Raw genomic sequence first — 12523 nt, forward strand, 5'->3', positions numbered from 1 at the left:
TCAGCCCGGCCGCCCCAGCGCGCGCGGGCGCATGCCGGCCAGGAAGAGCACGGCGAAGTAGACGACGGCGCTGACCGCCAGGCTGGCCGCCATGAACAGGCCGCGCTGGATCTCGTGCTCACCCAGGACGATCCAGTCCAGCCGCGCTGCCAGCTGCCATTGCAGCAGGCCCATGGCCGCGCAACCCAAGGCCACGCGCAGGCCGAAGCCCAGCCAGCCGGGCTCCGGGCGGTAACTGCCCAGCCTCTTCAGGCCCCACAGCAGCCAACCCGCGTTGACCAGCGCGCCCAGGCCGATGGACAGCGCCAGGCCCGCGACACCTATCCAGGGCACGAAGACGAGGTTGAAGCACTGTGTCAGCACCAGCACGGCGATGGCGATCTTGGCCGGCGTGCCGGTGTCCTGGCGGGCATAGAAGCCGGGGGCCAGAACCTTGACGGCGACGAGGCCGAACAGACCCACGCCCCAGCCCATGACCGATTGCGCCGTGTGGGCGACGTCGACCGCTGTGAACTTGCCGCGATGGTAGAGCACGGCCGTCAGCGGCTCGGCGAACACCAGCAGCGCCACGGCACAGGGCAGCGCGAGCAGCATCACCATGCGCAGCCCCCAGTCGAGCAGGCGGCTGTAGCGCTCGCTCGCGCCCGAGGCCTGGGCCGCCGACAGCTGCGGCGTCAGCACGGCGCTGAGGGCCACGCCGAGCAGGCCGATGGGGAACTCCATCAGCCGGTCCGCATAGTTGAGCCAGGAGGTCGCGCCAGCGCCCAGATGGGTCGAGATCTGCGTGTTGATCATCAGCGACAGCTGCGACACGCCCACACCCAGCAGCGCCGGGAGCATGTTGATCAGCATGCGCTTCACGCCGGGATGCGCCTGCGATTCGCGAAATCCGCGCCAGCTCCAGCGCATGCGCGGCCGCATGCCGATGCGGCTCAGCGCCGGCCATTGCACGGCGAGCTGCAGCACGCCGCCGAGCATCACGCCCACGGCCATGCCATAGATGCCGGGCAGCTCGGCGCGCTCCAACGGCCCGACGAGGGCCCAGCCGCAGACGATCATGCTCAGGTTCAGCAGCACCGGCGACGCAGCCGGCACGACAAAGCGCCGCCAGGTGTTCAGGATGCCGGCCGACAGCGCCACCAGCGACATGAAGCCGATGTAGGGGAACATGAAGCGCGTCATGACCACCGAGGCGTCGAAGGTGTTCGCGGACAGGCCGGAGCCCAGCAGCCACACCAGCACGGGCGCACCCACGATGCCCAGCACCGAGGTCGCGGCCAGTGCCCACAGAAGCACGGTGGCCACGGCGTCGACCAGGTCGTGCGTGGCTTCGTCGCCCTGCGTGCTGCGCGAGGCCGCCAGCAGGGGCACGAAGGCCTGCGAGAAGGCCCCTTCTGCAAACAGCCGGCGCAGCAGATTGGGGATGCGGAAGGCGACGAGGAAGGCGTCGGTGAAGCCGGTGGCGCCGAAAAGGCCGGCCACCATCTGTTCACGAACGAGACCGGTGATGCGCGAGGTCAGGGTCAGCAGGGAAATGGTCGACGCAGCGCGCAGCAGATTCATGGCGGCGGATTATCTGTGCCGCTCATACCCGTCCTTTTGAAAGCGCGCCCAGGCACTTGGCTTAAACCCTGACGGCATGCTATACTCGTCGTCTTTGCACCAACTGGGTATAGATACAGCATGGCAACCAGCTCCAAAGCCAAGAAGAAGACGGTTCGCCTGGCGTCGGGCCGCAAGCGCGCCCGCCAGGACGTCAAGCTCAACGCCGCGAACACCGCGCTGCGCTCCCATTTCCGCACGGTCATCAAGAACGTGCAAAAGGCCGTGACGGCCGGCGACAAGTCCAAGGCCGCCGACCTGTTCAAGGCTGCCCAGACCGTCATCGACTCCGTCGCCGACAAGGGCATCTTCCACAAGAACAAGGCTGCTCGCCACAAGAGCCGCCTGTCCGCCAAGATCAAGGCGCTCGCCGCCTAAGACCCAATCCAGCTCTGGTGCAAGCACTGAGGCCCGCGAAAGCGGGCCTCTTGCATTTGAGCTGCCAATCCCTGGCGGGCCGGGCACCGGTCCGCCCCCAAGCCGGCACGCGTCTGGCGACGCACTTGCGGCTCGATGCCGCGGGCATCGCCGCCGCCCGCGCTCTCCGGGGACCGGCCAAGGCACTCCCTCTGGACGAGGGGGCACTTCAATGCCACTCGCCGGGCTCGACGCCCTGGATGCTGCGATCTCGCAGCCACTCGGCCACCGCCCGCGCCACCCACTGCGGGTCGTCCAGCGGCAGATCGTGGCCGGCCCTGGTGTGCAGGCGCAGTGGCGCACCCCAGGCGCGGCTGATGGCCTGGGAGCAGCGCCAGTCGACGAGGCCGTCGGCCTTGCTGCACAACAGCAGCATGGGCGCGGCCGGTCGCGTGCGGCTGGCGCGGTAGCGGATGCTGGCCAGCAGTTGGCGCGCCGTGTTTCGCACGCCCAGCGGGTGCTGGCGCTGCAGCTCCAGCCAGCGGTCGATGACGGCCTGCTTGGGCGTCAGCCGCGTCGTCAGGCTGAGAACGCGCTCCTCGCGCAGGCGGGCGCTGAAGCGGCTCAGCGACAGCAACAGCAGGCCGAGATAGTTGAACGGCCGTGGCTTGCGAAATAACTCGCTGAAGGGCCGAAGACTGGGGTTGATCAGCACGCCGGCCTCGACCTCGGCCGGGTAACGGTTGGCCCAGTCGCTCAGCACGGCAGCCCCCAGCGACATGCCGACCAGCGATACCGGCCCCACGACGCCATGGCGCTGCAAGGCCTCGCGGCAGTTCTCGACGATGGCCGACACCTGGGTGGGACTGGCCTGGCCGCGCAGCGCGCCGGTGCCCGGCAGATCCAGCATCAACAGCCGGGACGCCGGCTGCAGCTCGCGCAGTTCGCGCGACAGATGCTCGGGAAACACCCCCCAGTGCCCGCTCGCGCGCGACAGGCCGCGCAACAACACCCAGACTGGCGCCGGCGCGCGCTCCACCGACGCAGCCCTCCCCGCAGCAACGTGCGGATCGGCCGCGGCCGGGTTGATCGGCATGCTTCCATACATTTCCGATGAGGATAACGGCGGTACGCGCCGCCGGGGCCCCCGACTCCCGCAAGAAGAGGGGTATCAGGCGCCGGGCTTGGCGCCCGGGCTGTCGGGCAGCAGGCAGGCATCGGCAACCTGCAGACTGTTGTCACGCGCGAAGTTCATGACGAAATCCCACGCCATCGGCTCCAGGCGCCTGAGCTCCTCGTTGACGACGACGCACTTCACGCCATTGATGACGGTGGGCACGCACAGCGGCGAGTAGCCGATATGGGCCCCGATGCCGGGGCGCACACCGCCGGGGCGGAAGCAGGACATCGCGCCGGCCAGCCGTTCCGCCCAGTCGCTCGGGCGGAAGGTGCGTCCATCCAGGGTGACACCTTGGATGAAGACTTCACGCGGCGGGGGGGCAACGGTCATGGACTGCAGGGCTTCGCGGGTACAGCGGGGTACCGCTGCCAGAGACCGCTATTGTGCCTCGGCGCAGGCCCATCTGTTGCGGCGCAGCAAATGTCAGGGCATGGCCCCTAGAATCGAATGTCCACTTTTCCTCAACCCAATCGCAAACCCGATGAACGCTGATTCCCTCCCGTCCGACGCCCATCTGATGCCGACCTATGGCCGCCTGCCCGTTGCGCTCTCGCACGGCCAGGGCTGCTGGGTCTGGGACACGGAAGGCCGACGACTGCTGGACGGCCTCGGCGGCATCGCGGTCAACACGCTGGGCCACAACCACCCGCGCCTGGTGGCGGCGCTGCAGGACCAGGTCGCCAAGCTCATCCACACGAGCAACTACTACCGCGTGCCCCTGCAGGAGCAGCTCGCCGACCAGCTCTGCGAGCTGTCCGGCCTGGCCAACGTCTTCTTCTGCAACAGCGGGCTGGAGGCCAACGAGGCGGCGCTGAAGATCGCCCGCAAGTTCGGCAACGACCGAGGCAACACCTCGCCCGAGGTGCTGGTCTTCGAGGGCGCCTTCCATGGCCGCTCGATCGCGACGCTGTCGGCCACGGCCAATCCCAAGATCCACGCCGGCTTCGGCCCGCTGGTGCCGGGCTTCGTGCGCGTGCCGCTCAACGACATCCCCGCCGTCGAGGCAGCGCTGGACGCCCACCCCAACATCACGGCCATCTTCCTGGAGACCATTCAGGGCGAAGGCGGCATCAACCCCGCCCGCATCGAGTTCCTGCAGGCGCTGCGCCGCATCTGCGACGCCCGCGACCTGCTGCTGATGCTGGACGAGGTGCAATGCGGCATCGGGCGCACCGGCAAATGGTTCGCCCACCAGTGGGCTGGCATCCAGCCCGACGTGATGCCGCTGGCCAAGGGCCTGGGCTCGGGCGTGCCCATAGGCGCGGTCGTCTGCGGCCCGCGTGCGGCGAACGTGCTGAAGGCCGGCAACCACGGCACCACCTTCGGTGGCAACCCGCTGGCCATGCGCGCCGGCGTCGTGACGCTGACCGTCATGCAGCAGGACGGCCTGCTCGCCAACGCCGAGGCCGTCGGCGCGACGCTGCGCGACGCGCTGGCTTCAGGGCTGGCCGGCGTACCCGGCGTTGTCGAGATCCGCGGCCAGGGCCTGATGCTGGGCATCGAGCTGGACCGCCCGGCCGGCCCGCTTCTGACCCAGGCACTGGACGCCGGCCTGCTGATCAGCATCACGGCCGACCGCGTCGTGCGTCTGCTGCCGCCGCTGATCCTGACGCACGACGAGGCGCGCCAGATCGCGACCATCCTGGTGCCGTTGATCCGGGCCTTGCTGGCCCAGCCCAAGCCATGAAGCCGGGGGATGCACTGATGCGTCACTACCTACAGTTCAAAGACCTGCGGGCCGAGGAATACGCCCACCTGTTCGACCGCGCGGCCATCATCAAGCGACGCTTCAAGAACTACGAGAAGTACCAGCCGCTGGCCGACCGCACGCTGGCCATGATCTTCGAGAAGGCATCCACGCGCACGCGCGTCAGCTTCGAAGCCGGCATGTACCAGATGGGCGGCTCCGTCGTGCACCTGACCACGGGCGACAGCCAGCTGGGCCGCGCCGAGCCGGTGGAGGACTCGGCGCGCGTCATCAGCCGCATGGTCGACCTCGTCATGATCCGCACCTTCGAGCAGAGCAAGATCGAGCGCTTCGCGGCGCACTCGCGCGTGCCGGTCATCAACGGGCTGACCAACGAATACCACCCCTGCCAGATCCTGGCCGACCTGTTCACCTTCATCGAGAACCGCGGCATGGACCGCCGCGGCGCCATTGACATGGACTGCCTGAAGGGCCGCGTCGTGGCCTGGGTGGGCGACGGCAACAACATGGCCAACACCTGGCTGCAGGCGGCCGAGATCCTCGGCTTCAAGGTGCATGTCAGCACGCCCAGCGGCTATGGCGTGGACCCGGCCGTGGCGGGCGTGAAGGACGCAAGTTGCTACAAGGTCTTCAAGGATCCGCGCGAGGCCTGCGAGGGCGCCGACCTGGTGACGACGGACGTCTGGACCAGCATGGGCTACGAGGCCGAGAACGAGGCCCGCAAGGCCGCGTTCGCGGACTGGTGCGTGGACGCCGCCATGATGGCTCGCGCCAAGCCGGACGCCCTCTTCATGCACTGCCTGCCCGCCCATCGCGGCGAGGAGGTGGCGGCCGACGTCATCGACGGGCCGCAGTCGGTGGTGTGGGACGAGGCCGAGAACCGCATGCATGTGCAGAAGGCGCTCATGGAGTACCTCCTGCTAGGCCGGATCGGCTGATCACCGGCCCGACGCGCCCGCGCCGTGGCGGGGGTTGCGGCCGGCAGTTCCGCCCCAGGGGCCCGTCGCCAGCCGGGCCCCTTTTTCGTACTGAAGCCGGCCTGCCGGCGCCAGCGGCGGCTGGTGGCGGTCAGCCGTTGCGTGCCACCACCAGTTGGTTGTCCACCGAGCGCACGCCGTGCACGGCCGAGGCCAGCGACGTCGCGCGTGCCTGCGAGCCGGCGTCGGGCGCCGTGCCGGTCAGCGTCACGCGGCCGTCCTCGGCCCGGACGTCGATCTTGGTGGTCTTGAGCCGCTCGTCGGCCATCAGCGCGGCGTTGATCTTGGTGACGATGGTCGCGTCGGTCACGGCCACGGAGGCCGCCGCCGTGGCGTCCTTCAGCTTGTTCTCGGCCTTGTCCATGGCCTGGCTGGCCTCGGCCTTGGCGTCGGCCTGCTTGGCATCGGCGATCGCGCCATCGAGCTTCTGGCCGGCCGTGCGCTCGTCGGGCTGCTTGCCGCAGGCGGCCAGGGCCGCCGTCAGGGCCAGGGCAACGGCCAGTGGCGTGCGGAAGGGGGTCTTGCGCTTGTCCATCATGCGTCCTTTCTTCATCACTCGGAATCGGCCTGGCAGGCCGCATGGACCGACTTTGCAAAAACGGCGCGCCCCTGCTTGCCGGCCGGTTGCCCAAGACGCCGTAGGACAAAAGGCCGGGCATGCCGCCTGTAGGACAGCGCCGATCGCGCGACGGGCGCTCGGTTGCTAGGCTTGATCCATCCTCGACAGATGATTCGGAGCGCAACATGATCCGCATTGGCATCGTTGACGACCACGCCATCGTCCGGTCCGGACTGCGACAGTTCCTCGGCGAGAACGTCGACCTGCGCATCACCGGCGAGGCCGGCAACGGGCGCGAGGCGCTGGAGCTGGCGCGCGGGGGCGAGGTGGACGTGCTGCTGCTGGACATCTCCATGCCCGGCGAGAGCGGCGTGGACGCGCTGTCGGCCATCAAGGCTCGCTTCCCGGAACTGCCGGTGCTCATCCTCAGCGGCTTCCCGGAGACACATTACGCGACGGCGCTGCTGCGCCAGGGTGCCAGCGGCTACCTGAACAAGGAATGCGATCCCGAGGAGATCGCCAATGCCATCCGCACCGTGGCGCGCGGGCGTCGCTACATCAGCCCGCAGGTGGCCGAGCTGCTGGCCGACGGCATGGCCGGCGGCGCCGTCGACCGGCCTTTGCACGAGTCCCTGTCCGAGCGCGAGCTGCAGGTCTTCCTGCGCCTGGCCAAGGGCGAGACCGTGGGCGCCATGGCCAAGGCCATGTTCCTCAGCGTCAAGACCGTCAGCACCTACCGCACCCGCGTGCTGGAGAAGATCAAGCTCGAGACCAACAGCGACCTGACCTACTACGCGCTGAAGAACGGCCTCATCCAGTGACGCCGTCCCGGTCCCGGCAATGACACCGGCCCCTCACGGGCCAGCCGGCGGCGTCTGTCCACCCGGTTCAAGACCGACACCCTGCAGGCATTTGACCTGCTCGAGGCCGTCGGGCGTGATTGCGTGGGCGCTATCCAACTGCTCCGCGCTGACGAGTCGCCGACCAACGTCGCAAGCATTGAGGGCACGTCGCTCGACGAGGGTGAGGTGGAGGAGCTGCTGCTGGCTCAGGCGCGCATCCGGACGTGGAAGATGACGACAACTTCCGAATCTCGCCTGCCGGCGCGAAGTGCGTAGGATGCTATCGAAGAGGTGCTGAAGAACCTCGAGCGAGCCATCGCAGCCGCCACCGCCCGACTGCCTGCCGGCTACCCGGAGGCTCGCGACCTCCGTCTTCACGGGCCTGCGGCGCACGGCCAGACTTCTTGCCGACTCGGCACCCTGAGTCATGGGCCGCGGTAGCTCATCAACAGGATGAACCACCGGCCAGCCTCGCGGGGCAGTCTTCCCGACTGCCGGCGAGGCTCAAAGGCGATGTTCAGCGGCCGATGTTCAGCGGCGACATGGACATGTAGGCGCGCGACTGGACGGCAATGCGGCGCTCCAGGTCGGCGTGGTCGATGGCGTCGGACAGGTAGCGCTCTTCGATATCGGTCTGGGTTTCGACGCTGAGGACGCTGCGCAGCGAATGCAGGAGGTTCTGGATCAGGCTCATGGTGTTTTGGGCTCGTGGCCCAGGTCTTTCACTAGGGTAAACCCGATTATAGGGTAAACACCTGTTTTAAGACAGCGCCTCGAGGAGCGGTCGCCTCAGCCTGGCTCCAAGGCCAGCCCGGCCTGGGCCCAGGCATCGATGCCGCCTCGCAGCACCCGGGCCTGACGGCCCTGTTGCTTCAGCCACTGGGCCGCCCTGACGGCCGAGGCATCGTTGGGGCAGGCGCAGTAGGTGATGAACTCGCCGGTCGACGGCCAGCCGGCCAGGCTGGCATCGCCGAGGGCGCCGAGGTCAAGGTGGCGCGCACCCGGGATGCGGCTGGACAGCGGCATCGCGGCCGACGTGGCGCGCACGTCGACGAGGAAGACGTCCTGGCGCTGGCGCAGCAGCGCGGCCACGTCACCGGGCGACAGCCGCTCGAAACGGCTCAGTTCCCGGCGCACCAGGGCGCGCCGCCACAGCCGCCAGGCCAGATAGCCCGCCACGGCCGCCAGCGCCAGCAGCACGGCCGCGCTGCCCATGCTGCTGAGCGCGCGCAGCAGCACGTCGATCTGTGCGTGGAAGGCGCGGCCCACGACGACGGCCGCGCCGGCCCAGAGCGCCGAACCGAGCAGGTTCCAGCCCAGGAAACGCCACGCCGGCATGCCCAGCGCGCCCGCCAGCGGCGGCGCCAGGATGGACAGGCCCGGCACGAACTTGGCGACCACCAGCGTCAGCACGCCGCGGCGGGCAAAGCTGGCCTCGTTCTGACGCACGCAACTGTCCGGCGAGATGGAGATGCGGCACAGCGTGGCCAGCACGCGACGCCCCAGGCGTCGCCCGGCCCAGAACCACAACCCGTTGGCCATCTGCGCCGCCAGCGCCGCGACGCCGAAGGCCTGCAGCGCAAAGCCCTGGCGCTGGGCCGACTCCACGCCCGCCAGCAGCAGCACCGGCGTGGACGGCAGCGGCGCGCCGAACTGCTCCAGCAGCACGGCCAGGGCCACGGCGAGCAGACCGTGGCGGGAGAAGAGATCGGTCAGCAGGTCCATGGTGGCGCGACAGCATAGTCCGCCAAGCTTGCCCACGCCGCCACAGGCCCATCGTGATGTAGTCCATTACATTACGAAGCATGCCATCCGAGCTCTGGACCCAGTTCGACGCCGCGCCGCTGGCGCTGACGCTGCGCATCGCCGTCGTCGCCACGCTGCTGGCGCTCGTCCTCGGCATGGCCCTGGGCTGGGTGTTCGCCCGCACCCGACTGCCCGGCCGCGGCCTGCTGGAGGCCATCTGCATGCTGCCGCTGGTGCTGCCGCCCACGGTGCTGGGCTACGGCATCCTGGTGCTGATGGGCCGGCGCAGCGCCCTGGGTGCCTGGCTGCGCGAGCATTTCGACTACACGGTCATCTTCAACTGGCATGGCGCCGTCATCGCGTCCACGCTGGTGGCACTGCCGCTGGTGCTCAAGGGCGCCAGCAGCGCCTTCGCCCAGGTGGACCGCAACCTTGAGGCCGCCGCCCGTACGCTGCGCCAGTCGCGCTGGAGCTGCTTCGTGCGCGTGACGCTGCCGCTGGCCTGGCCCGGCATCCTGGCCGGCACGCTGCTGGCCTTCGCCCGCGCCATGGGCGAGTTCGGCGCCTCGCTGATGGTGGCCGGCTCCATCCCCGGCCAGACCCAGACCGCGTCCATGGCCATCTATGACGCCGTGCAGGCCGGCCGCGACGACCTGGCCCTGATGCTCTCCCTCATCGTGTCGGCCGTCTCGGTGGCCGTGCTCGTGCTGTCCAACCGCTATCTGCAACGCCCCACGCCATGAAAAGACGCCTGCTGCTCTCGCTCGCCCTGGCCTCCCTGCCGCTGTTGGCCTCGGCCCAGCAGCTCACGGTATCGGCCGCCGCCAGCCTGACCGACGCCTTCAAGGAGATCGCGCCACGCTTCGAGGCCGCCAGGCCCGGTGCGACGCTGCGCTTCAACTTCGCCGCCTCCGGCGTGCTGCTGCAGCAGATCGCCCAGGGCGCGCCGGTGGACGTCTTCGCCAGCGCCGACCAGGAGACCATGAACCGCGGCGCAGACCAGAAGCTCATCGCCGCCAACACGCGGCGCGACTTCGCCGCCAATTCCCTGGTGCTCATCAGTCCCGTCCAGGGCGCGCCGGCCGTCGCGGCGCTCGCGGACCTCAACAGGCCCGACGTCAAGCGCATCGCCGTCGGCAAGGTCGCCTCAGTACCGGTGGGCCGCTACACCCAGCAGGCGCTGGAGAGCGCCCAGCTGTGGGGCGCCCTGGGCCCGAAGCTCGTCTTCGCCGACAACGTGCGCCAGGTGCTGGACTACGTCTCGCGGGGCGAGGTCGAGGCCGGCTTCGTCTACCGCACCGATGCCGAACTGCTCAAGGACAAGGTGCGCATCGGCATGACGGTGGGCGGCCACGCGCCCGTCACCTACCCGGCCGCCGTCGTGGCCGACAGCAAGCAGGCCGCGCTGGCGCGCGACTTCGTGGCCTTCCTGGGCGGCGCCGAGGCCCAGGCCATCCTCGCCAGATACGGCTTCGGCAAACCTTGATCGACGTCCGCCTCCAGCTCTCGGTCAGCGACGCACGGCGCCGCTTCGACCTCGATATCGCCTTCGCGACCGAGGCGCCATTTGTCGCGCTCTACGGCCCGTCGGGTGCCGGCAAGTCGCTGACGCTGCAGGCCATGGCCGGCCTGCTGCCGGTGCGGGCCGGACATGTCAGGCTGGACGGCCGTGCGCTGCTGGACACGGCCACCGGCATCGACCTGTCGCCCGAGGCCCGCGGCGTGGGCTATCTGTTCCAGAACTACGCCCTCTTCCCCCACCTCAGCGTGCGCGACAACGTCGCCTTCGGGCTGACCAGCTGGCGCAGCCGCCTCAAGGCCGAGGACGCCGCGCGGGTGGACGAGCTGATCGAGTCCTTCGGCCTGGCGACGCTCGCGCGCAGCCGGCCGGCCACGCTGTCCGGCGGCCAGCAGCAGCGCGTGGCGCTGGCGCGGGCGCTGGCCTGCAACCCACGGGTGCTGCTGCTGGACGAGCCCTTCGCCGCCCTGCATCCCATGCTGCGCGAGCAACTGCGCGACGAGCTGCGCGCGGTGCGCGAGCGCTGGGGCATCCCGGCCATCATGATCACGCACGACCTCGACGACGTGGCCGCCCTCGCCCACCGCGCCTATCTCGTCGACGGCGGCCGCGTCACGCGCGAGGTGGACCTGGCCGGCGGTGACAGCCGCGAGCTGCTGCTGCCTCAGGCGCCGCGGCCCGAGGACGAGCGCCGGCGCCACTGGCTGAAGGCACAACTCACATGAAGCACCTGTCCATCGCCTGGATCGCCCTGCTCTGCGCCGCCGCCCAGGCCCAGTTGCAGGTGCAGAGCCTGGACGGCAGCGCTGTCACGCGGGACGCCGCCCGTCTCGCCGCATTGCCGCACGAGGTGGTCAAGGCTCAGGCGCACGGCAAGGCCGTCGAGCTCAGCGCCGTGGATCTGCGCGAGGTGCTGCGCGCCGCCGGCATCGAGCCGCCGCAGCAGATCCACGGCGCGGCGCTGCGCCGCGTGCTGATGGCGGGTGCGCGGGACGGCTGTGCGTCGGCCTTCTCCTGGACCGAGCTGGACGCCGCGCTGGGCGGCAGGCGCGTCTTCCTCGTGCAGGACGGGCTGAAGGCCGAAGAAGGCCCGCTGCGCCTCGTCGTGCCGGCCGACGGCCGGCCCACGCGCTGGGTGCGCCAGCTCGACATCCTGAGGCTCGTCGCGCCTTGAGCACGCAGGACCATCCGCTGCTGCAAGGCGAGCTGCGCCTCGCCGGCCGGCTGGACGGCCGCTTCTTCGACCTGCTGGCGGCCCTGGCGCTGACGGGTTCGCTGCAGAAGGCAGCCAAGGTCGCCGGCTACAGCTACAAAGGCGCCTGGCTGGTGCTGGACGCCGCCGGCGCGCTGACCCACTCCCCGCTCGTCGACACGGCCACCGGCGGTCCGGGCGGGGGCGGCACGCGGCTGACGGTCGAGGGCGAAGCCCTGCTCGCCGCCTGGCGCGAGCTCCAGGCCCGCCACGACGCCTTCCTGCGCGAGCAGGCCGACTGGCTCGCGACCCAACCTGCGCTCGACGCGCTGCTGAAGAGGATGTCCATGAAGACCACTGCCCGCAACCAGTTCCATGGCCGCATCGCCAGCGTGACTCCCGGCCCGGCCACCACGACGGTCCGCGTCGAGCTGGACGGCGGCCAGGCCATCACCGCCTCGCTGACGACGCTGGCCGCGCAGGAGCTGCAGGTGCAGACCGGCAAGGCCGCGCTGGCGCTCGTGAAGTCCAGCGAGGTCGTGCTGGTGACGGACTTCGGCGGCTACAAGCTGTCGGCGCGCAACCAGCTGACGGGCGCCGTGTCGCGCGTGCAGCGCGGCACGGTGTCGTCGCTGATCGGTCTGACGCTGCCGGGCGGCGCGGTCGTGACGGCCAGCGTCACCAACGACGCGGTCGACGCGCTGGGCCTGGCCGTCGGTCAACCGGCGACGGCGGTGTTCAAGGCCTACGCCGTCATGCTGGCCGTGCGCGCGTAAGGCTCGCCCACACGGCAGCGGCAGCGCATGCCTGCCGCTTGTCGATTCATCGCTGCCTCGTTCGT

At 69.9% G+C, this 12523-nt stretch carries 16 protein-coding genes; 10 read left to right on the forward strand and 6 right to left on the reverse strand.

Features of this window, described 5'->3' with window-relative positions; translation table 11 throughout:
- On the reverse strand, window positions 1–1563 hold the full coding sequence (gene murJ, locus JOY88_RS17060; RefSeq protein ID WP_293503823.1) for a murein biosynthesis integral membrane protein MurJ: 1563 nt from the start codon (window positions 1561–1563) through the stop codon (window positions 1–3).
- Between the two features lie 120 nt (window positions 1564–1683).
- Here murJ and rpsT point away from each other — a divergent pair, with 120 nt between their 5' ends.
- Entirely contained in the window at window positions 1684–1980 is a 297-nt protein-coding gene (gene rpsT, locus JOY88_RS17065; protein WP_293503824.1) for a 30S ribosomal protein S20, read from the forward strand.
- A gap of 208 nt (window positions 1981–2188) precedes the next feature.
- Here rpsT and JOY88_RS17070 read toward each other — a convergent pair whose 3' ends face one another.
- Entirely contained in the window at window positions 2189–3055 is an 867-nt protein-coding gene (locus tag JOY88_RS17070; RefSeq protein WP_293503825.1) for an alpha/beta fold hydrolase, read from the reverse strand.
- A 75-nt stretch (window positions 3056–3130) separates the two neighbouring features.
- Window positions 3131–3469 carry a DUF3579 domain-containing protein gene (locus JOY88_RS17075; protein ID WP_293503826.1) on the reverse strand — a complete coding sequence of 113 codons (339 nt, stop codon included), beginning with the start codon at window positions 3467–3469 and terminating at the stop codon, window positions 3131–3133.
- Window positions 3470–3620: 151 nt separating this feature from the next.
- Here JOY88_RS17075 and JOY88_RS17080 point away from each other — a divergent pair, with 151 nt between their 5' ends.
- Both JOY88_RS17080 and argF read left to right on the forward strand, forming a co-directional pair.
- Window positions 3621–4826 carry an aspartate aminotransferase family protein gene (locus tag JOY88_RS17080; RefSeq protein ID WP_293503827.1) on the forward strand — a complete coding sequence of 402 codons (1206 nt, stop codon included), beginning with the start codon at window positions 3621–3623 and terminating at the stop codon, window positions 4824–4826.
- Window positions 4823–5785, forward strand: coding sequence for an ornithine carbamoyltransferase (gene argF, locus JOY88_RS17085; protein WP_293503828.1), 963 nt, complete (start codon window positions 4823–4825; stop codon window positions 5783–5785). Before JOY88_RS17080 ends, argF begins: the two co-directional genes overlap by 4 nt.
- Before the next feature lie 130 nt (window positions 5786–5915).
- Here the strand turns inward: argF and JOY88_RS17090 are convergent, their stop codons facing one another.
- Window positions 5916–6377, reverse strand: a complete 462-nt coding sequence (locus tag JOY88_RS17090) for a BON domain-containing protein (protein ID WP_293503829.1) — start codon at window positions 6375–6377, stop codon at window positions 5916–5918.
- A 191-nt stretch (window positions 6378–6568) separates the two neighbouring features.
- Between JOY88_RS17090 and JOY88_RS17095 the strand changes: the two genes are divergently transcribed.
- Window positions 6569–7204 carry a response regulator gene (locus JOY88_RS17095; protein ID WP_293503830.1) on the forward strand — a complete coding sequence of 212 codons (636 nt, stop codon included), beginning with the start codon at window positions 6569–6571 and terminating at the stop codon, window positions 7202–7204.
- Window positions 7205–7285: 81 nt separating this feature from the next.
- Window positions 7286–7501, forward strand: a complete 216-nt coding sequence (locus tag JOY88_RS17100) for a hypothetical protein (protein WP_293503990.1) — start codon at window positions 7286–7288, stop codon at window positions 7499–7501.
- A 241-nt stretch (window positions 7502–7742) separates the two neighbouring features.
- Here JOY88_RS17100 and JOY88_RS17105 read toward each other — a convergent pair whose 3' ends face one another.
- Entirely contained in the window at window positions 7743–7919 is a 177-nt protein-coding gene (locus tag JOY88_RS17105) for a hypothetical protein (RefSeq protein ID WP_293503831.1), read from the reverse strand.
- Between the two features lie 95 nt (window positions 7920–8014).
- Window positions 8015–8950, reverse strand: coding sequence for a VTT domain-containing protein (locus tag JOY88_RS17110; RefSeq protein WP_293503832.1), 936 nt, complete (start codon window positions 8948–8950; stop codon window positions 8015–8017).
- Between the two features lie 80 nt (window positions 8951–9030).
- Here JOY88_RS17110 and modB point away from each other — a divergent pair, with 80 nt between their 5' ends.
- From modB to modE, 5 genes are read left to right on the forward strand one after another with little or no spacing between them, the layout of a single operon-like run.
- Window positions 9031–9714, forward strand: coding sequence for a molybdate ABC transporter permease subunit (gene modB / locus JOY88_RS17115; RefSeq protein ID WP_293503833.1), 684 nt, complete (start codon window positions 9031–9033; stop codon window positions 9712–9714).
- Window positions 9711–10457, forward strand: coding sequence for a molybdate ABC transporter substrate-binding protein (gene modA / locus JOY88_RS17120; RefSeq protein WP_293503834.1), 747 nt, complete (start codon window positions 9711–9713; stop codon window positions 10455–10457). Before modB ends, modA begins: the two co-directional genes overlap by 4 nt.
- Window positions 10454–11215: an ABC transporter ATP-binding protein gene (locus JOY88_RS17125; protein WP_293503835.1), complete on the forward strand. Its 762-nt coding sequence runs from the start codon at window positions 10454–10456 to the stop codon at window positions 11213–11215. The genes modA and JOY88_RS17125 overlap by 4 nt, the downstream gene beginning before the upstream one ends.
- Window positions 11212–11664, forward strand: a complete 453-nt coding sequence (locus JOY88_RS17130) for a hypothetical protein (RefSeq protein WP_293503836.1) — start codon at window positions 11212–11214, stop codon at window positions 11662–11664. Before JOY88_RS17125 ends, JOY88_RS17130 begins: the two co-directional genes overlap by 4 nt.
- Complete coding sequence (gene modE, locus JOY88_RS17135) at window positions 11661–12458, forward strand: molybdenum-dependent transcriptional regulator ModE (protein WP_293503837.1); 798 nt, start codon at window positions 11661–11663, stop codon at window positions 12456–12458. Before JOY88_RS17130 ends, modE begins: the two co-directional genes overlap by 4 nt.
- Window positions 12459–12523 lie beyond the last annotated feature (65 nt).

Origin of the sequence: Roseateles sp., from assembly GCF_019237615.1 — a bacterium.
Classification (GTDB): domain Bacteria; phylum Pseudomonadota; class Gammaproteobacteria; order Burkholderiales; family Burkholderiaceae_C; genus Pelomonas.